Annotated in this window: 20 protein-coding genes; 7 read left to right on the forward strand and 13 right to left on the reverse strand. The window is 42.5% G+C overall.

From position 1 onward, the window contains the following. The first annotated feature begins 209 nt into the window (after positions 1 to 209). Together NCCP133_RS10595 and NCCP133_RS10600 are read left to right on the forward strand one after the other, a co-directional pair. Complete coding sequence (locus NCCP133_RS10595; RefSeq protein ID WP_264804928.1) at positions 210 to 554, forward strand: helix-turn-helix domain-containing protein; 345 nt, start codon at positions 210 to 212, stop codon at positions 552 to 554. Further along, positions 551 to 1,162, forward strand: a complete 612-nt coding sequence (locus tag NCCP133_RS10600) for a class D sortase (protein ID WP_264804929.1) — start codon at positions 551 to 553, stop codon at positions 1,160 to 1,162. Before NCCP133_RS10595 ends, NCCP133_RS10600 begins: the two co-directional genes overlap by 4 nt. Before the next feature lie 215 nt (positions 1,163 to 1,377). Here NCCP133_RS10600 and NCCP133_RS10605 read toward each other — a convergent pair whose 3' ends face one another. From NCCP133_RS10605 to NCCP133_RS10620, 4 genes are all read right to left on the reverse strand, one after another. Next, positions 1,378 to 2,289, reverse strand: a complete 912-nt coding sequence (locus NCCP133_RS10605) for a pseudouridine-5'-phosphate glycosidase (protein ID WP_264804930.1) — start codon at positions 2,287 to 2,289, stop codon at positions 1,378 to 1,380. 15 nt (positions 2,290 to 2,304) lie between these two features. Beyond that, entirely contained in the window at positions 2,305 to 3,402 is a 1,098-nt protein-coding gene (locus tag NCCP133_RS10610) for a carbohydrate kinase (protein ID WP_264804931.1), read from the reverse strand. A gap of 283 nt (positions 3,403 to 3,685) precedes the next feature. Next, positions 3,686 to 5,071, reverse strand: a complete 1,386-nt coding sequence (locus NCCP133_RS10615) for an alanine/glycine:cation symporter family protein (protein ID WP_264804932.1) — start codon at positions 5,069 to 5,071, stop codon at positions 3,686 to 3,688. Then, a complete protein-coding gene (locus NCCP133_RS10620) occupies positions 5,064 to 5,267 on the reverse strand; it encodes a hypothetical protein (RefSeq protein WP_264804933.1) in 204 nt (67 codons plus the stop codon). The genes NCCP133_RS10615 and NCCP133_RS10620 overlap by 8 nt, the downstream gene beginning before the upstream one ends. Before the next feature lie 236 nt (positions 5,268 to 5,503). Here NCCP133_RS10620 and NCCP133_RS10625 point away from each other — a divergent pair, with 236 nt between their 5' ends. Beyond that, the gene (locus NCCP133_RS10625; protein ID WP_264804934.1) at positions 5,504 to 5,932 is read left to right on the forward strand and encodes a MarR family winged helix-turn-helix transcriptional regulator; all 429 of its coding nucleotides are present in this window, start codon (positions 5,504 to 5,506) and stop codon (positions 5,930 to 5,932) included. A 53-nt stretch (positions 5,933 to 5,985) separates the two neighbouring features. Further along, a complete protein-coding gene (locus NCCP133_RS10630; protein WP_264804935.1) occupies positions 5,986 to 7,182 on the forward strand; it encodes an MFS transporter in 1,197 nt (398 codons plus the stop codon). A 419-nt stretch (positions 7,183 to 7,601) separates the two neighbouring features. On the opposite strand, the gene motB is transcribed toward NCCP133_RS10630, so the two are convergent. The 6 genes from motB to NCCP133_RS10660 all read right to left on the reverse strand — a co-directional run bounded on the left by motB (position 7,602) and on the right by NCCP133_RS10660 (position 11,670). After that, a complete protein-coding gene (motB, locus tag NCCP133_RS10635) occupies positions 7,602 to 8,399 on the reverse strand; it encodes a flagellar motor protein MotB (protein ID WP_264804936.1) in 798 nt (265 codons plus the stop codon). Then, entirely contained in the window at positions 8,392 to 9,186 is a 795-nt protein-coding gene (gene motA / locus NCCP133_RS10640) for a flagellar motor stator protein MotA (RefSeq protein WP_264804937.1), read from the reverse strand. The genes motB and motA overlap by 8 nt, the downstream gene beginning before the upstream one ends. 144 nt (positions 9,187 to 9,330) lie before the next feature. After that, positions 9,331 to 9,708 carry a hypothetical protein gene (locus NCCP133_RS10645; protein WP_264804938.1) on the reverse strand — a complete coding sequence of 126 codons (378 nt, stop codon included), beginning with the start codon at positions 9,706 to 9,708 and terminating at the stop codon, positions 9,331 to 9,333. A gap of 357 nt (positions 9,709 to 10,065) precedes the next feature. Continuing rightward, the gene (locus NCCP133_RS10650; RefSeq protein ID WP_264804939.1) at positions 10,066 to 10,527 is read right to left on the reverse strand and encodes an STAS domain-containing protein; all 462 of its coding nucleotides are present in this window, start codon (positions 10,525 to 10,527) and stop codon (positions 10,066 to 10,068) included. Between the two features lie 61 nt (positions 10,528 to 10,588). Beyond that, positions 10,589 to 10,963: a DnaJ family domain-containing protein gene (locus NCCP133_RS10655; RefSeq protein WP_264804940.1), complete on the reverse strand. Its 375-nt coding sequence runs from the start codon at positions 10,961 to 10,963 to the stop codon at positions 10,589 to 10,591. A 119-nt stretch (positions 10,964 to 11,082) separates the two neighbouring features. Further along, positions 11,083 to 11,670: a peroxiredoxin gene (locus NCCP133_RS10660; RefSeq protein ID WP_264804941.1), complete on the reverse strand. Its 588-nt coding sequence runs from the start codon at positions 11,668 to 11,670 to the stop codon at positions 11,083 to 11,085. 163 nt (positions 11,671 to 11,833) lie between these two features. Here NCCP133_RS10660 and NCCP133_RS10665 point away from each other — a divergent pair, with 163 nt between their 5' ends. Beyond that, a complete protein-coding gene (locus NCCP133_RS10665; RefSeq protein WP_264804942.1) occupies positions 11,834 to 12,022 on the forward strand; it encodes a hypothetical protein in 189 nt (62 codons plus the stop codon). 34 nt (positions 12,023 to 12,056) lie between these two features. Here NCCP133_RS10665 and hutH read toward each other — a convergent pair whose 3' ends face one another. Beyond that, on the reverse strand, positions 12,057 to 13,550 hold the full coding sequence (gene hutH, locus NCCP133_RS10670) for a histidine ammonia-lyase (protein WP_264805014.1): 1,494 nt from the start codon (positions 13,548 to 13,550) through the stop codon (positions 12,057 to 12,059). 348 nt (positions 13,551 to 13,898) lie between these two features. Next, positions 13,899 to 14,750 (reverse strand): STAS domain-containing protein, encoded by an 852-nt coding sequence (locus tag NCCP133_RS10675; protein WP_264804943.1) that lies wholly within the window; start codon positions 14,748 to 14,750, stop codon positions 13,899 to 13,901. Between the two features lie 227 nt (positions 14,751 to 14,977). Between NCCP133_RS10675 and NCCP133_RS10680 the strand changes: the two genes are divergently transcribed. Further along, positions 14,978 to 17,071 (forward strand): DNA topoisomerase III, encoded by a 2,094-nt coding sequence (locus NCCP133_RS10680; protein ID WP_264804944.1) that lies wholly within the window; start codon positions 14,978 to 14,980, stop codon positions 17,069 to 17,071. Between the two features lie 264 nt (positions 17,072 to 17,335). Continuing rightward, positions 17,336 to 18,568, forward strand: coding sequence for an aminopeptidase (locus NCCP133_RS10685; RefSeq protein WP_264804945.1), 1,233 nt, complete (start codon positions 17,336 to 17,338; stop codon positions 18,566 to 18,568). Positions 18,569 to 18,769: 201 nt separating this feature from the next. Here NCCP133_RS10685 and NCCP133_RS10690 read toward each other — a convergent pair whose 3' ends face one another. Next, positions 18,770 to 19,945: a hypothetical protein gene (locus tag NCCP133_RS10690; RefSeq protein ID WP_264804946.1), complete on the reverse strand. Its 1,176-nt coding sequence runs from the start codon at positions 19,943 to 19,945 to the stop codon at positions 18,770 to 18,772. Positions 19,946 to 20,032 lie beyond the last annotated feature (87 nt).

Below are 20,032 nucleotides of genomic sequence, written 5' to 3' on the forward strand. Positions count from 1 at the left end.
TTCTTTTTACAGAACCAATAAGTCGAGTATAGTCCATCCTTCTTATTTTGAAAAATTCAAAATTCAGCCGTTTTTTCGTTTTAAAGAACTCTTTTCGTTCTTTTTCTAGGAATACCTCAAGAATTCTCACTATTTTGTATTTTTTATTGAACGTCTTGTTCGTTATAATGAAATTATCTTTATATTAATTGTTAAGGAGTTTTATGCCTATGATAGGTAGCCGGATTAAAGGCTTAAGGATCAAGAAGGGATACTCAATTAATGAGCTTTCTGAAAAAGCTGAGGTATCCAAATCGTATTTGAGCTACATTGAGAGAGGCATACAAGAGAATCCATCATTGCAGGTTTTATCACGGATTGCCAAGACGCTGGATGCTAATCTTGAAGATTTATTGGAAGAAGATCAAGAAATGATTACTGACTTGTCAAACTTAGACGAGGAATGGGTTTCACTGGTCACAGAAGCGATTAGGCAAGGAATAACGAAAGAGGATTTTGCTTATTACCTGGAGTTTATTAAATTCAAGAAAATGAAAGGAGGAAAAGGTAATTGAAGGTTAGAGGCCGTTTTTTACTTTTAGCAGCCTCCTTCCTTATTTTCATTGGAGGCGGATTGGTACTTTTCTCACTTCAGGAAATGTATGCTCAGGAAAAGAAAACGAAAGATTCTTTAGCTGAAGCACACGAGCTGGTTCAGCAGAAAGTAAAAAAAGATGGAAGTAATGTTCTTCAAAATGAACAGCCGGTTGATGTATCTTTTAAAAAAGGTGAGGCAATTGGTATCTTAAAAATTCCCCGCCTGGAAGCAGAGCTCCCTATTATAGAAGGAACCGACGAAGATGAATTGGAAAAAGGCGTGGGCCATTACTCTACTACGGTTTTTCCCGGACAGCCGAATCAGATTTTGTTATCGGGGCACAGGGATACCGTTTTCCGCAGTCTTGGCGAACTGGAAATTGACGACCTTTTTCAAGTCAGCATGCCTTACGGAGAGTATACATATGAAATAACAGATTCAGAGATTGTGGATGCTGATGATACCACCGTTATTCGTTCTACCGCTCCCCATGAAATTCTCACCGTCTCCACCTGCTATCCCTTCTCTTATGTGGGCGATGCGCCTTACCGCTATATCCTGAACGCTAAAAGAATACAAAACTGATGGGCCCTTTCTCTAAGAGAGTGCCCTTTTTTCTTTCTATGGACTAACACCCCTCCCCTCGCACTGAACCTGTACATATGCTTTACTAAAAGGATTTTTTAAAGGGGCGGGCACATTGATAAATTTTTTAAGGTTACTCCTTTACTTAGGTATCTTAATCACAATTATTTTTCTATCAAACTAAAAAGCCAGGCTCATTAGCCTGGCTTTTCTTCTTACTTATTCAAACTAACCGCAATTCTCGAACCTACTTCTGCATTATGTTTCACCAATGCAATGTTCGCAGTCAGACTCGTACCTTCTGTTAATTCCTTTACCTTTCCAAGAAGGAATGGGGTTACTTTTTTACCAGCGATATTGTTTTCTTTCGCTTCTTTTAGGGCTGTTTCAATAACCCCTGTAATAAACGCTTCTTCCAGCGCATCTTCTTCAGGAATCGGGTTGGCAATCACAACGCCGCCTTTTAGGCCAAGTTCCCATTTCGCCCGAATCATTTCTGCCGCTTCCTCGGCACTGTCCACCCTGTAATTCACGTTAAAAGGGCTTGTGCGAGTATAGAACGCCGGCAGTACATCTGTTTCGAATCCAACGACCGGCACACCATGCGTTTCTAAATATTCCAGAGTCAGTCCAATATCCAGGATGGATTTCGCTCCTGCACAGACGACGGCTACATTTGTTTGCGCAAGTTCCTGAAGGTCCGCGGAGATATCCATCGTTGTTTCTGCTTCGCGGTGTACGCCGCCAATTCCGCCTGTTACGAACACTTCAACGCCAGCAAGTTCCGCACAGATCATGGTTGCTGCTACAGTTGTGGCGCCATTTTTCTTTTTCGCTACCAAATACGGAAGGTCCCGTCGGCTTGCTTTTTCAACGTCCTTGCTTTGCGCCAGGAATTCCAGCTCATCGTCTGATAAGCCAATTTTGATTTTTCCATTTAAAATTGCAATCGTTGCAGGCACAGCGCCATTTTTGCGGATAATATCTTCGACCTCTTTGGCGGTCCGGACATTTTGCGGGTACGGCATGCCATGTGAGATAATCGTTGATTCAAGCGCTACAATCGGTTTATTCGCTTTCTTTGCTTCCAAAACTTCTGCTGAGTACTCCAGCCAATTTTCTAACATGATGTCACATTCTCCTTAGTTAAAGTATTTTTTATATGTTTCCTGCAGGCGTGTGTTATTTAAGTTCGGATTAACGGTTTCCATGGACTGCAGTGCCAGCATGGAGCAGGACATTCCGATTTTGCAGGCATCTTCAGTGCCTAGGCCTTTAAGGTGGGCGAAGATTATTCCGGAAACAAGCGAGTCACCTGCACCCGTCACATCGGCAATTTTCACCTTTGGCGGCAGCAGCACACCCGCTTCTCCTTCTTTTGTAAAATAGATCAGTCCTTTATCACCCCTGCTGATCACGACCTTTTCCACTCCTTTTTTCATGATCTTTTCTGCTGCTTTGAAAAAATCTCCTTCACTGCTGATATCCAATGCCGTTAAAGCTTCTGCTTCATCTTTATTGGCGATCAGCCAGGTCACCCCACCCAAGTTCTTAGGCAGATTTTTTATTTTTGGAGCAGATACAGGTGTGATGCAAAGCGGAATATTTTCTTCATAACATCTTGAAATGATCTGCCTTAACACTTCAGGAGGGTAATTGGTGTCCAGAATGACCATTTCGGAAGAGGCAAGATAGCCCCACTTCTTTTCAATGAAATCCCTGGTAACGTTTTCATAAATGGTCATATCTGCAAGCGCCACTGCCATTTCCCCTTCATGGTCAAGTACCGCGGTGTACGTTCCGGTTGTTGAACCCAGCAAGGACTGTGAAGGTGTGATATCAGCAAAGGCTTTTGTATATTCAAGGAGCCAATCCCCTTCTGGATCATCCCCAACTACTGTCATCAGACCGGCGTCACATCCAAGTCTCCCAAGGTTTTCAGCAATGTTGCGGGCAACTCCCCCGCAGGATTGTGAGCTTTCAGCGGGATTAGAGGTTTCGTACTGAAGCTGACCTGTCGTTTGTATTTTTCTGTCCACATTAGCACCGCCAACGCAAACTACTTCTTTCTTCATGGGAAGGACGTACGCTCTTCCTAAAATTTTTCCCTGTTTTGTAAGTGAAGAGATATATCCAGCTACAGCCGACCTGGAAAGGCCCGTCTTTTCAGCCAGCTCATATTGTGCAATAAATGGATCCTCTTTAATCAGCTGCAAAATCAATAACTCTTTATCATTCATAATTGATCAGCCCTGTCTTTTAAACTTTTGTTTATATTATAAACTTTTGTTTATCCGTAGCGCAAGGGTTATTTTTCTGAAAAGTATGTATGTTACTGCTTATTCGATGATTTTGAGGATTTATTCGCTAAATTTAATAGTTTATTCGCTAGTTTGAATGATTTGTTCGCTAAATTTATTATTTATTCGCTAGTTTGAATGATTTCTTCGCTAAGTTCACAATTAGGAGCAAAAATTCAGCACTCTAATAAAAATCTCCCGCCATAAGACGGGAGATTTCTAATCAAGCTACATGATCATCCTTTTTAATATCTTTTAAATAATACTTTTCAGATGTGAAGAATTGATTCTTCAACTGCTTCACTTCTTTACTTAGAAGCAAGACAGCAACAATATTCGGTATCAAAATCATCGCAAGAGCCAAATCAAGGAATTGCCAGATTGTTTTCGCTGCCCCAACGGACCCAAGGACGATGGCAGCAATATAGACAACCTTGATGGCTTTGCCGGCAAAAGAACCAAACAGGAACTCAGCCATTTTGGAGCCATAAAAGACTACGACGATGATGGTTGAGATGACAAAGAAGATTAGTGAAATGGCAACCAACACACCGCCGAAAGTGCCAAAATACTCCGTAAATGCTGCTGCAGTCAAGGCTGATGGGTCGTCCAATGCTCCTTCCCTAATCCAAACGCCTGATGATAATACGACAAATGCAGTAGCTGTGCACACAATCAGTGTATCAACGACGATTCCGACAATTGCCCAGAAACCCTGCCTTACCGGGTGGTCCGTTGTTGCTGCGGCATGGGCAATTGGCGCTGTCCCCAATCCTGCCTCATTGGAATATAATCCTCGTGCAAATCCCCAGCGGATGATTTCGCCAATAGCCGCACCGGCAAATCCGCCTATCGCAGACATTGGCTGAAACGCATAAGTGAAGATTAATTCCAACACTTCAGGAAGCTTAGATATATTCAAGAATAATATAATCAAAGCACTGCCCACATAGATAAGGGCCATGAATGGAACAATAACTTCAGTTACTTTTCCGATGCGTTTTATGCCGCCAAACACGACTAGCGACACTAGAACAGCAACAGCAATCCCCGTATAAAACCCATTAATGCTGAAGGTTTCGCCGACAGCTGCGGCTACTGCATTCCCCTGGACCATGATGCTTGGAATCAATTCAATCATGAGCGCAAAAGCGAAAATGACTCCGAGCCACTTCATATTGAGCCCTTTTGTCATGTAATACATCGGACCGCCGACATATTCGCCCTCTTCATTTTTCTCACGGTACTTTACAGCCAGTACACTTTCCGAGAATTTGATCGCCATTCCAATCAAAGCGATTACCCACATCCAGAACACAGCACCTGGTCCGCCAAACATGATTGCAGCCGGCACGCCCACAATATTTGCTGCCCCGATGGTGGATGAAAGGGCTGATGTCAAAGCCTGCAGTGGTGTAACCGTCCCTTTTCCTTTCGGCTTTTTAAAAATGCTTCCGAATGTTTGCTTAAATATATATACAGGATAACGGAATTGAAAGAACCCCAGCAAGAATGTCAGGTATAAGCCCGTCCCTGCTAATAATAGGATGATGGGATACCCCCATAGCCACCCTGATATATTTCCAACAATTTCTAATAATTTATCCAAAATTTTTCCCCCTTCTAGAAATGCGAAAGTGCCCTTTCAAATGCACTTCAACTAAAAACCGCCACGTCCTCCCAAAAGCATACGCTTTTGGTCGTGCGATGTATCGCTGCCGGAGCATTCCTTGTCCTGTGGCGACCGTTGAAGTCAGCACATCCTGCACATCCTGTGCAAGCCCGACAAGCATAAAACGAATCACTCCAGAAATCCTGATTTCTGGAGTGATTTGGCTTATGACCTCGAGGGTCCAGGCACTGAAGCTGAACAACAATTATTGAATGACACAGCTGTTCCTATTGCTTCTTTTCCCCTTTATTTGTCAGTTAAACATTTAGTTAGTTATTAGATGAATAATCAATTTCCGAGTGAAGAGTTAGACATTTTCTGCATAATCATGTATAGTTAGCTAGGTAACTATTTTAAGAGGGTGAGCCAATGTATTTGAATCAAAGCGAGCTTTTTCATTCCATAAATCAATTCACGAGGCATTTTTCCAAAGTACTTAATGAAAGTCTTGTACCGCTTGGTTTGTATGCGGCGCAATGGTCCATCATCTACCGGCTTAAAACAGGCGGGCCGAGTACCCAAAAAGAACTTTCTTCCTACCTTGGAGTCGAAGCGCCAACGATGACGCGGACATTGGCGCGGCTGGAGAAATCCGGTTGGATCACAAGAACAGCCGGCCAGGATAAACGCGAAAAGAAAATCTCATTAACCGACAAAGCCATAAAAGAATATGACAATTGGCTTCATGCCGTCCGCTCAAGTGAAAGCCACGTACTAAAAAACATCACCCAAGAAGATATCGACACCATGATTCAATTCATGTCAAAAATGAGAGAAAATATGGTACCAGGCACCTAAACCAGTTGAGTAAAGTGGTTTAGGTGCCTGGTACCGATTGTAAGGAGGACAACATGAAGAAACAGCCATTATGGACGAAAGATTTTTTGAGTATTTCTGTTACTAGTTTTTTCTTATTTATGGGTTTTTATGTTTTGCTGACTACCCTTCCCCTTTATATATTGGATGACTTGAATGGGGATGAGAAACAGGTTGGGCTGATTATTTCCGTATTCCTGATTGCGGCCGTAATCAGCAGGCCTTTCACAGGAAAATGGATTGATGAGCTTGGACGCAGAAAGATTTTACTATCTTCCTTGATCGTGTTTGCCGTTTCATCCCTTCTTTATTTCTGGGCTGACGCAATGCCTGCCCTGCTTGCATTGCGATTTCTGCATGGGATTGGATTTGGGATGGCGACTACGGCTACTGGTGCCATTGTTGCTGATATTGTGCCGAATGAACGCAGAGGCGAGGGGCTGGGCTATTATGCAATGTTCATGAATTTGGCCATGGTCATCGGTCCATTTGCAGGCTTGACGATTGTGCAATACGCAAGCTTCTCATGGATTTTTGGATTATGTACAGTCTTATCTTTCATTGCTATAGGATTGGGTGTTTTTGTAAAAATGCCGCAAAGAGCTGAAAGCGCCGTTAAACACCCAAAATTTACGCTGTCCAGCTTGTTTGAAAAAAATGCAATACCTGTGGCGATTGCAGCAGGAATCCTGGCATTCGCTTACTCAGGAATCCTTTCCTTTATTTCTGTTTATGCGAAAGAGCTAGACCTGCTTGAGGCTGCCAGTTTCTTCTTTGTCGTATATGCGGCGTTTATTATCATGTCACGTCCATTTACAGGCCGCTGGTTTGATACTTACGGAGAAAATAAGATCGTTTACCCTGCTTTTATCCTTTTTGCTGCCGGTTTGTTATTGCTTAGCCAGGCAAATAATACCTTTTTATTCCTGCTCTCCGGAGCGATCATTGGACTGGGCTACGGTACCATTGTTCCCAGCCTCCAAACCGTTGCAATCAAACAAGCGGACCCAGCAAAACGGGGCCTTGCAACTTCGACCTTTTTCACACTGTTTGATACAGGAATTGGCTTAGGATCTTATGTGCTTGGAATCCTTGCAGTCCAAACCGGATTTTCCTCCCTTTATTTCATGCTTGCCGGAGTCGCACTGTTCGGCCTGCTTGTCTACTATATGCTTCACGGAAAAAAGACAGAGCCCAAAACCGTACACAAACAAGCGGATATGCCGCTGTAAATTCAATTGTTTTTAAAGGAGCCCTTTGCGGCTCTTTTTCTTTGTCAATATATAAATGTGTATATTTTCTGAATATTATTTGTCCTTTCATGAAAAATAACATAAAATGTAATTAATAGGCAAACCATTTCAAAGGGGGCTATTTGAATGACGCTAATTCATATTTTGAACTTTTCTATCCCAATTGCTTGTGTCTTTCTTTTTGGCGTTATGGTTGATCGCATGTGTAAACCAGAGGCATCTGAACAAGAAGCAAATGAGTAAAGAATTGATATTTGCAAAGTTGCTGGATATCAGCGCTTTTTTTGTGTTTTTAATATTCTTTTTTAGAGATTCAACTAGGCTGGCAATAATTTATTTGCAAATCCGCCTGCTTGCATTCCACATTTACCTCTCCTACAAAAAAGAAACCAGCCCGCCTAAGGCTGATTTCCCGCTCTTGGCAATATTAAAATTTCAACCCGCCTGTTTTTTGCTCTGCCTTCCTTTATTTTGTTATCGGAAACCGGCTGGAATTCCCCAAATCCCTTTGCGCTGAACCAGCGCGGATCCAGTTTTTCGTTATGAAGGATAATCTTCATAAAGTTGACTGCCCGCATCACACTCAGTTCCCAGTTTGATTCAAAGCTGGAATTTCTGATTGGCACATTGTCAGTATGCCCGCTGATGATAATATTTCGCGGAGGATCCATGACGAGAAGCTCTGCAATTTCAGTCGCAATCTTTAAGTCTTCTGTCCGAACATCTGCACTCCCTGAGCTAAACAGGACATTATCCCGAATCGACACCAGCAGTCCTTCAGTGGTTAAAGACGTTTCCAGCTTTTCAGCCAGATTCTTATTCTCAATAAATGCATCCACTTTTTCCTGAAGGGCAGCCAATTCTTCTTGATCCGCAGCCTGTTTTAGCTGCTCTTTCTCCAGTTTATCAAGCGCAGCATATTCTTCGGGCTCTTCACTCGGCTTATCCGATACAGCATCCGTTGATTGCATTTGGCCTTCAGGCATGGGGCTGGGAAATTCGAGGACACCTGTTCCGCCAGTAAAAACATCATTGAATGCTTTCGATAGCTTTTGGAACTTTTGTGCGTCTACAGAACTCATGGCAAACAGGACAATAAAAAGAGCAAGCAGCAGGGTTAAAAGATCAGCATATGGCAAAAGCCAGGACTCATCCATATGTTCCTCATGATGCTGCTTCTTTTTCCGCCTACTCATCCTTTGTCACGCTGCTTTCTTCAAGGAACATTCTCCGTTCACCGGCTGGAAGATAGGAAGCAAGCTTTTGTTCAATCACCCTTGGTGCTTCTCCCTCAAGAATAGACAGGATTCCTTCAATCATCAAGCTCTTCAGCTTGGCTTCCTGCTTTGATTTCCTTTTCAGCTTATTGGCAAAAGGATGCCACAGCACATATCCCGTAAAGATTCCCAGCAGCGTCGCTACGAAAGCTGCACTAATGGCATGTCCCAAGCTGGTTGTATCATTCATATTCCCCAATGCTGCAATCAGCCCAATAACGGCACCAAGAACACCCAGGGAAGGGGCATAGGTGCCTGCCTGGGAAAATATCAAGGCTCCTGATTGGTGCCGTTCTTCCATGGCTTCGATTTCTTCGCTTAAAACATCCCGGATGTAATCAGCACTTTGACCGTCAACGGCCAATGACAATCCGCTTTTTAAAAAACGATCTTCGATTTCATTGGTTTTGACTTCAAGGGCCAGCAGCCCTTCTTTTCTTGCCAGCTGGGCCCAGTCTGAAAACATTCGAATCATTTCAGCAGAATCCAAAAGTTTTTCTTCTTTAAATAAGACCCTAAATAATTTGGGCACCCTTTTTATTTCACTAGTCGGAAAAGCAATGGATACGGCCGCAGCTGTACCTAAAATAATAATCAGAATCGCTGCAGGGTTAAGGAGAACAGAAAGACTTACCCCTTTATAGATCATCCCGGCTCCGACTGCTATGATCCCTAAAATAACTCCTATTATCGTTGTTTTATCCATCCGCGCCACACCTATCTATGTAGTGTAAAATCCACCCTATCTATTATTAATTTCGGATACTTTTAACAGTTCTTTAGGAAATTTTTCTTAGATGTTTTTAAAATGCCAAAGGACAGGGAATTCCCCCTGTCCCAAATCAAGCGATTAGAACCAGCGGCAGCCGCAGAATCCTCTGTGTCTTCTGCGGTCATCCTCTGCCCCGCGTCTGCGTCGGCAGCCTCTTCCAGAACCGGCTAAATCCCTATTAAACCATAGATCTCCAGCACCAGCTACTCTGTCACGATGATGCCTTCTGCGATCATCTTCTGCTCCGCCAACTTTATCTCCACATCCGCAATGTCTTCCTCGTCTGTCCTTAACACCTGCAATATCGTCATCACGGTGATGTTTTCTGCGTCTGTCTTCAGCACCAGCTACATCATCGCGTCGTCTATCATCTTCTTCTCTGACAATGACTCTGTCAGCACGAATTTCTACTTCATCTGCATTAATCTCAAATCGTCTTCTCCAATCTCTAGACATTCCAATACCCCCTTTCTTTCTTGATACTATAGAATATGTACACAAACTGTTTTCCGCATGGACAAATCCCCATTCTGTTTGAATTTGTGCATGTCAAATAAGAAATGCGCAATCGCCTTGCCCACGAAGGAACGCAGACTAAGAACGCCACGTCCTGTGGCAACGTCTGCATGACCCCATCCTGGTGGCCTCAAGCGGGCCTCACGGAAAGGCGTTCTTTGCCTTTTTGAGAGGACCGACGTGTGACTTCAGGGAGGCAGTCGCTGAAGCTAGACAGTTATCGACGTTCAAAAATTTATCTTATCTTTTAAATCAAAAAAACTTCTTTCCTGGTTAGGAGAGAAGTTGTTAAGTCAGCTATATTTTTTGAAATACAAGTTTGTTGATTTTCATCAGATGCATTAAAGCCGCCTGGAAAGTTGCATGTGTTTCTGCATTCAGCTCAATGCCAGACAGGACAATTTCCTTTATCAGCTGCGGGGTCATGCCAACAAAATAAGGTTTTACCCCCATTAGATTAATCGATTCAGTCAAATTTTTGATTTGCTGGCCTAATTCTACCAGGCACATTCTCTCAATTCGATCAATTGTAATATCGGTAAAATCAATAATGGCGAATTCGACATCATGGTCCTTAATATAATTCAGGATCTTGACTGTAATCTTTTCAAACCTTTCTGCCATCAGAAGGCCTGTAATAGGCACCAAAATCGTTTTGGGGACAATGGATGGAATAATTGGGGCAGTCATATCGGCAATTGCTGCTTCGTATTCCTCCACCCTTCTCTCCAGAGTTTTTATATACTCATCTTTATTCATAGAAGCTTCTCCTCGATCGTTAGTCCAATTTCAGGGTGGGGGAACTTATTTAGAATCCGGACTAGAATAATTTATTGTTTATTTTCTCTTCGTAATTTTTAAAAATGGATGAATTCGTATTTTGCCTTCTTTTTGACATTATGCTATTAAACCGAAGCATTTTTTCATTCAGCTTCTGCTGAAGTTCTTTCTTCTCTTCACTGTTATTGCACTTTTTAATTAAGTCTTCGATCGTTAGCATTTCTTGCTTCATTTGGCTTTCTTCCTCAGTATAGCCTGCATTTTTCAGAATACGGTATGCCATCCTCAGATTTTCCGGCACTGATGCTAAATCATCGAAAGGCATTGGTTTGCCGTAGCCGGGCAAGTTTTCAAATTCTCCATTCTTGTATGCCCTTTTAATCCGGTCCTCCGAAATAATGGTAAACAAGTCCATACGTTCAGTTCCCCCTTTACATAGTTTGTTTCCTCTAATTATATAGATTAGACGCTGTTAATTAAAGTAATTATATGTTAGGGCTATGCGGAAAAAGAGGAAGCTCTTACTTCCTCCGTCTATATTTTCCCTATTAAATTCGGATCCCGGATGACTCCCGGCTGACCCGGCTGCCAATTTGCAGGCACTCCCTGCCCTGTCTGCTGCGCAAATTGAACTCCCTGCAGGATTCTAACATGTTCATGAAGGTTACGTCCAACTTCCCCAGGATAAATTAATTTTGCAGCGATCACTCCATTTGGATCAATAAAAACAGAAGCTCTTACAGCTGCACCCGACTTTTCATCAAGTACCCGGTAGGCTCTGCTGATGCCATGTGTTCGATCGCTCACCATTGGATAGTTTACTTTTTTTAATGAAGGAGATGTTTCCTTAAATACTTTATGAGCGTATACACTATCCGTGCTAATGGACATCACTTCACAATTAAGTGCTTTTAAATATGGCTGAACAGCGGCGACCGCCGCCAATTCTGTTGGTCAGACAAAGGTAAAGTCGCTTGGATAAAAAAAAAGCAATACCCATTTTCCCTTATAATTCTCCAGATTCACTTTCTTTATTTGGCTGTCTATAATGGCATCCGCTATGAATATGGGAGCACGATCTCCTCGTCCGGCACAAAAACCGGCCTCACTTTGCCCATTCATTCACGATTCCCTCCCTTCAGCCTTCCTCTTCTGCTTTATATAAATATGCACATGAAGGAAAATATGAACGTAAAAAGAATGAAATTAGCTTCCATACATAGTCCTTAACCGCAGGGGAAAAATAGTAAAAGATCGCAATTCTACTGAAGAAAGGGGCATGATCATGTCACGTGGAGTACATTTCAACCATAAAAGAAAGCATCATCCAGGGAACTTCCCAGAACTTACAATGGTAGAACAGCATACAACCGAAGCACAAGAAGACGAGGAATTAATTGTAACCCAGGAATCATTTAAAAACCGTTTTGAAGAAGATGAAGCAAAAGAGCTTGAGGATCGTGCAAAAGAATAAGATTTAGGGTCTGAATCACTTCAGACCCATTTTTTTATATTGCTTCAATATCAATATTTTTAAGCCAGAATGCACAAGCTTCAATGTCTTTCGAAAAAATACGGTCTTTTGTAATGGAAGACACAATTTTTCGGGCCTCATCATAGAATTTTTTCGTTTTATCTGCCATTTTATCTGGCCCTCTGTGTTCAGCAGCCTGCAATGCGCAAATCAATTCAATGGCCAGGACTTTGTTTACATTCTGGATAATCTGATAAGCATGCCTTGAACCAATTGTCCCCATACTTACATGATCCTCCTGATTAGCAGAAGATGGGATGGAGTCCACACTAGCAGGATGGGCAAGCGTCTTATTTTCGGAAACAAGAGAGGCTGCAACATACTGCATAATCATAGCGCCTGATTGCAGGCCTGGCTCAGGGCTTAAAAATGGCGGCAGATCACTAAGCTGGGGATTTACAAGCCTTTCGATCCGGCGCTCTGAAATATTAGCAAGCTCCGCAACAGCAATTTTCATAAAATCCATTGCGAGTGCGATTGGCTGCCCGTGGAAATTCCCTCCCGAAATAACGCTTTCTCCGTTATCAAAAATAAGGGGATTATCTGTTGCTGCATTCATCTCAATTTCAAGCTTTTCTTTTACATAATCAAGCGCCTGCCAGGAAGCACCATGCACTTGAGGAATACAGCGGATGGAATAGGCATCCTGAACGCGAATTTCTCCCTGCCTGGTAATCAGGCTGCTTCCTGAGAGGTACTCCCGCACTCTCCTTGCAGTATCCACCTGCTGCTTATAGCCTCTTGCCTGATGGACATTTTCATCAAAGGCATCGATAATACCGTTCAGACCTTCCATTGTCACAGCGGCAATCAACTCACTTTGATAAGCCAATCTTTCTGCTTCAAGATAGGCGACCACACCCATTGCCGTCATAGCCTGCGTGCCGTTGATCAGGGCCAGGCCTTCCTTGGCTTCCAGTACTAAAGGTGAAATCCCTTCCTCCTCCAGCACTTCTATAGCTGGTTTCCTTTCCCCTTTGTAAAATACCTCTCCCTCACCAAGCAGCACGAGTGCCAAATGGGAAAGGGGCGCCAAATCGCCGCTTGCTCCCAGCGAACCCTGCTGAGGAATGACCGGATGGATATTTTTATTAACCAGTTCAAGCAATGTTTCAATTAACACCGGGCGAACTCCTGAGAACCCTTTTAATAATGCGTTGGCTCTTAAAAGCAGCATCGCCCGGGATACAGATTCAGGAAATGATTCTCCAACTCCGCATGCATGAGAGCGGATCAAATTTAACTGAAGGTCCTGAACATCTCCCTGGTCAATCCGCACATCGCTGAATTTTCCAAATCCTGTATTGATGCCATAAACCACTTTTTCTTCACTGACAATCTTCTTAACGGCTGTATGGCTGTTTTTTACACTTTTCATACTCTCTTCAGAGGCAGCAACTCTTTCTCCTTCAAATAAAACTCTTTTAATTTCATTCAGCGTAAGCTGGTTTCCGTTCAAGGTAACCATTTTATTTTCCCTCCCATACATTAAAGTCATCGCAGATCCTGTTAAATTTTCCATTTCATATCCTCCCCGGTACATTAGCGAGATAAAGAAAAGGCTGTATCTCAAACAAGGGTTTGAAATACAGCCTTTTTAAAAGATTTATTCGCAGTGTGATTTTGTTGGTACTTCATCATCATCAGTCCAATATCAATATATTTTCAGAATATAATTAATTTTATGTGTCAAAGTGGATATTTGTCAATCACTTTTTTACCATATTTTAACATATTAGAATGGTAGAATGGTAATACAGTAAAGGATTTTTACAAAAAGAAAAAGCCGGCACGCGCATCCAGCTTCTTACAAATCCTATTCTTCCTTTTCAAAGCCTTTTCTTTTAAAAGCATGTTTTAATGTACTATACGTATCAATGCCGGTGAAATCCAAACCAAGCTGGATGGAAGTCTGGGCAACCTCAGGCCGAATGCCTGAAATGGTTGATTTTACACCCAGCAGCTTTAACCCGGCGGTTAATGAGAATATTTGATGGGCAACCATTGTATCAATTATGGGAACTCCCGATAAATCAATGAAAAGATGCTCAATATTTTCCTTCGCGCATTTTTGGGGTATTTGTTCAAGAAGCTTTTGGGCCCGCTCTGTGTCGATATTGCCAATCAGCGGCAAAACTGCAGTCGAATCTTTAATAGGAATAACCGGTGCCCCCAGCTCGTTAATTAGATTTTGCTGGGCTACAAGCCTTCTATTTGTTAGGTTATAATATTTCTCCGTAAACTTATTGATGAGTTTATCGAAAGCTGAATTAATAATCGAGCTCCACTTTAATACATCGGCTGTTGTCACTTGATCCTGATTTTCTTTGATATACATCTGTACAAATTCCCAGAACGTTTCCCTGACATGGCTTAATGCTTCTAGGACTTCGAAAATGGGCGTATTAGAATCAATTCTGCTTTCAGCAACAGTACTGGACCACTTTTCCATATTCTCTTTGAACACATCTTCGTCCTCAAGCAAAATTGTAGAAACTGTGTAATTAGTAAAGGCGTTTTGCTCCCTCAGCAAGTTCTCATATGCCGGGTCTGCATCTGCAGAGTAAATGGAATTTCTCTGCTTCTCTCTTGTTAAAAGCCACTTATCCGTTATGTTTTTTGAATTTGCTTGAATAAAGTCATATAGCTTTTTGTTTTTTGAATCCATGATTTCACCTTGTCTTTCCATTTGTAAAGATACTGTATGTACCATTGTAGAATGAATGGTCAATAAATTGGAAGCAATACACCTTATAACTTTCTCATTCCTTATCTTTTTAAAACAGCAGGCTGTTTATATAAGATAGCCCCCTTATTACAAATTTTGAAGCTTTTCCGCTATACTGAGTAAGGATAGAAAAGGATTAAGAATTGCCTTAATTGAAAGGAGTTACTATGAAATCAATTGTTCTTGCAGAAAAACCCAGCGTTGCACGTGAAATTGCAAGAGTGCTGGGCTGCCGGCAATCACATAAAAGCTATATCGAAGGCGATAAATATGTCGTGACTTGGGCTCTTGGCCATTTAATCGAGTTAAAGATGCCTGAGCACTATGACAGCAAATATAAAACATGGAAGCTCGAGGACCTGCCAATCATTCCTGACCAAATGGGATTGAAGGTGATGAAGCAGACTAGCCACCAATATAGGGCCATCGAAAATCTGGCAAAGAGACAAGATATTAAAGAAATGATTATTGCGACGGACGCCGGACGGGAAGGTGAGCTTGTCGCGCGGTGGATACTGGATAAAATCCGCTGGAGAAAACCCATTAAGCGATTATGGATTTCCTCCGTTACAGACCGTGCCATTCGCGATGGATTTAAAACGTTAAAACCCGGGAAACATTTTGATGACTTGTATGAATCCGCAGTCTGCCGTGCAGAGGCTGACTGGCTCATCGGCCTGAATGTCACAAGGGCGCTTACAACGAAATATAAGGATCCTCTTTCCGCTGGAAGGGTGCAGACTCCGACTCTCGCACTCATTATGGAAAGGGAAAAAAGGATTCAAAAATTTGTTCCTAAAGAATACTGGACCATACACGGCCTGATAGGTCCCCTTCAGGCTGATTGGGAAAACAACGGGGAAAAGCGCCTTTTTTCAAAAGAAACAGCCGAAAAAATTGTTTCGAAAGTAAATGGGCAAAAAGCTGTTATAAAGTCCATTAACCGAAAAGAGAAAACAGAACCGCAGCCGCTTCCATATGATTTGACCGAGCTTCAGCGGGATGCTAATAAGCGCTTTGGCTTCTCAGCCAAGAAAACGTCGAATGTCCTGCAGAAGCTTTACGAACAGCACAAGCTGGTCACCTATCCAAGGACGGACTCACGTTATCTGACTAGGGATATGGAAGCAACCATGATGGATCGCCTCCACGGCATTTCAGCTTCCTATAAAGACGAAGTGCGGCCGATTCTGGCCAATCAGGGAAAAGTGCTGGCGAAGCGTGTCTTTAACAATGAAAAAGTAACAGACCACCATGCGATCATACCGACCGAGGAACGAGTACATCTGGGCGATCTGTCCCCAGATGAACGCAAGTTATATGAACTGATTCTTCGCAGGTTCCTGGCGCTTTTCCATAACCCATTTAAGTACGAAAGCATACATGCCATTATTGACGCAAACGGTGAAACCTTTACAGCCAAGGAAACAGCTGTTGTTGACTTAGGATATCGCAAGGTTGAGCGTCATGCGGACGAGGAAGCTGATAAGCAAAGCCTGAAGAACATCTCGAAGGGCCAATCCTTTACATTACAATCAGCAGAAGCTGCTGCCAAGCTGACCGAGCCTCCGCTCCGTTATTCCGAAGCGGATATTCTGACTCAAATGGAAAAGTACAGCCTTGGAACACCGGCCACAAGGGCAGAGATCATTGAACGCTTGCTTGAAACAGAAGCAGTAGAACGGCAAAATGGCCGCCTGTATCCAACAAAAAAAGGCAAGCAGCTCATGGATCTTGTGAATGATGATTTGAAATCGCCTGAACTAACAGCTAAATGGGAGCAGGATTTGGAAAAGATCGCCCGCGGAAAAGCGGATCCGAAGGAATTCCTGAAAAACATCCGCAAGCAGACCAGAACACTGGTATCCGAGATTAAAACGAGCGACAAATCTTATCGTGCCCATAACCTCACAGGCTCAAAATGTCCGGAATGTGATTCCTTCCTAAAGGAAAGAAACACAAAAGATGGGAAAATCCTTGTTTGCTCGAATCTTGAATGCAATTTCCGCAAACGCAAAGATCCAAAGCTTTCAAACCGCCGCTGCCCTCAATGCCGCAAGAAGATGGAGATCCACCAGGGCAAAGCAGGCACATACTTCCAGTGCCGTCCATGCAACGTTGTGGAAAAAGCACAGGACAAGAAAAAAGCAGTCAACAAGCGTGAAGAACGCAAACTTGTCCAAAAATATACCCAAAAGGAAGAAACTTTTGGAACAAGCCTTGGCGATCTGCTGAAGGCCGCGATGAAGGATAATGATTAATCTTTGCCCCCAGCTGGAGCTGGGGGTTTATTATGGTTAGATATAGACTTTTAAGACTTTTAAGACCGTTTTTTCATTTTAAACCTTCTGCAGCCCAGGAGATTTAAATTCACTCTGTCACAATCTTGCTGCCATATTGGAAGCAGCTCCATGCTGAGATGGAACCTTCAGCTTCTCCAGCACGATTTTCAGTTCAATCTGTTTCTTTTTCCTTTCAGAAAAGCTACAATTAGGAATGAAGATTCTGACAAAGGAGATTACATAATGAGTAACTTTCAAAACAATTTAGAGAAGTACGCTGAGCTGGCTGTCAAAGTTGGCGTCAATGTTCAAAAGGGACAGACGCTAGTCATTAACACCACCCTTGATTCTGCTGAACTCGTTCGTGTTATTGTAAAAAAAGCTTATGAAACAGGTGCACACAATGTAATCGTGAACTGGAGCGACGACACGGTTACCCGCACAAAGTATGATTTAGCTCCGGACGAAGCCTTCACAGAATATCCTGAATGGCGCGCTAAAGAGATGGAAGACCTGGCTGAAAATGGCGCGGCTTTCATGTCCATCGTTTCTGCAAGCCCTGATTTGCTGAAAGGTGTAAAATCAGAACGCATTGGCAGCTTCCAAAAAGCTGCCGGTAAAGCGCTTTCAAAGTATCGCAAATTTATACAGTCTGATAAAGTAAGCTGGACTGTTATCGCGGCGCCATCCCAATCATGGGCCAATATGGTCTTTCCTGATGCACCGGAACAATCACGGGTAGAAATGCTTTGGGACGCCATTTTTAAAGCGACTCGCACTGACTTGGATAACCCGGTTGAAGCATGGAAAAAGCATGATGAAACACTTCATGAAAAAGTGGACTATCTGAACGGCAAGCGTTATAAGAAGCTTCATTACAAAGCTCCTGGAACAGACCTAACCATTGAACTTCCAAAAGGCCACTTATGGGTCGGAGCTGGAAGCATCAATGAACAAGGAAATGAATTCATGGCTAACATGCCAACTGAAGAAGTGTTCACTGTTCCTTACAAAACAGGTGTTAACGGAACGGTTTCAAGCACAAAACCATTAAGCTACGGCGGAAATATCATCGATAAATTCAGCCTGACTTTTGAAAATGGGCGCATTGTGGATGTAAAAGCAGAAGAAGGAGAAGAAATCCTTAAGCAGCTTGTTCAAACAGATGAAGGCTCCCACTATCTTGGTGAAGTGGCCCTTGTTCCTTTTAACTCGCCAATTTCCCAGTCAAACTTGCTTTTCTATAACACTTTATTTGACGAAAATGCCTCCAACCATCTGGCAATCGGCAGTGCTTATGCATTCTGTATTGAAGGCGGAAAGAAAATGTCAAGTGAAGAGCTGGCGGAAAACGGATTAAATGAAAGCTTAACACATGTTGACTTCATGATTGGCTCATCCGAAATGGACATCGACGGAATTACCGAAAATGGGCAAGCTGAACCAGTATTCCGCGAAGGCGATTGGGCTTTTTAAGAAAGATAGGATAATCTAGAAACCACCAAAAAATCATGCGGAATTACTCCGCATGATTTTTTGGTTTTACCGCGCCTAACGGGCACTATGTCTCCATCTTCCCATATCAAAGAAGGATAAGCAGAAGTCCAACTGCCCGTAAAGACCCGATTGGTTCAACTAACAATCAGCGGGAATAAAGCACTCCCACTGATTGAAGTTTCACTTTACCACGTATACCTTGCTTACCTTCCCGTCTTCATCGGAAAAAACTTCGATGGAGTATTTGTCTGCAGTATACCGGGAAATCTGGCCGCCTGATAACGGCGCTTCTTTTTGTTCTGCAGGAGTGCCGAATAAGGTAGTAATTTCATCAATTGATATTCTCATCCGCTGCCCTGGGATGGAGACAGCCGTTACATTGCCTGTTTCAGGTTCAAAATAGTAGGTGATTTCCGGATACATCACATAAGGGATATCGTTTGAAATCCCCTCTTTTATGAAATTGGGATCAGACTTTTTTATTTCAGTTATATGGGTGCCAATCGGATAAGGGCTGCCGAATGGGATCCCCTGTTTTGCCTTTTCTATGACATCGCTGCCGAGTTCCAGATTTTTAAATGGATAATAGATAAACTCTTCATCCAGCCAGAGGTCCATCCAGCTGATACTATTACCGTCATCCTTCTTCAACTCTTCCCGATCATGAAGAGTCAGTGAAAATGTTTCTTCATTAAAAAGCCATGTTGAAAAAACCCACTGTTTCTGATTCGTTTGAGCAGTTTGGATAAACTTTTGATTTATCGTTTTGACCTTCGCATGTGCAGAAGTAATCAATTCTTTTTCTAGACTAATTTCGACTACCTCGCCATCTTTAATGGCAAGCAGCTCCCCTTTAGCTAAATGCTTGTCATTCTCCTGAAACACCGAAATGATCGTTTTATTTCTCATATTTAATGGATAAGCTTGTTCCTTGGATGGGTTAAAGGATAATTCACCAAAGTCCTGGAGAACATCCTGCTTATATGCGACATCTCCATCCTTTTCTGCCAAATAGACTGAGTAATGCCCAGTGTAAACGGAATCTCCTTTTTCCCCTTTGGAACCGTCTTCTTCCAGGGTAACTTTCTGTTCATCTTCAGCGTATAGAAATACCGTATAATTCAGTTTCCCATCAGCTGCTTCAAACTGAAATAAGGCTTTTTCTTTAATCCAAACAGAATCTTTTTTATCCTTTCCTTCTGTTTTTACAGCAGAAGGCTTGCTTTCCGACTCTATTTTATCTTCTTTTTTAAAAGTAATTTCTTCTGTATTTAATGAAGCATTGGTTTCGTCTGAACAGCCTGCTAGTACAGATGGCAGCAAGACCATTGAGATAATATATATAAAATTTTTCATTGTATTCTCCCTAATGTTATAAAAACATTTCCATTTAAAGTCAAATGTTACAAATACTTTGCCTTTAACTTATTTAGTGTAACAAAT

Origin of the sequence: Cytobacillus sp. NCCP-133 (assembly GCF_026011715.1) — a bacterium.
Classification (GTDB): Bacteria; Bacillota; Bacilli; order Bacillales; family Cytobacillaceae; genus Cytobacillus.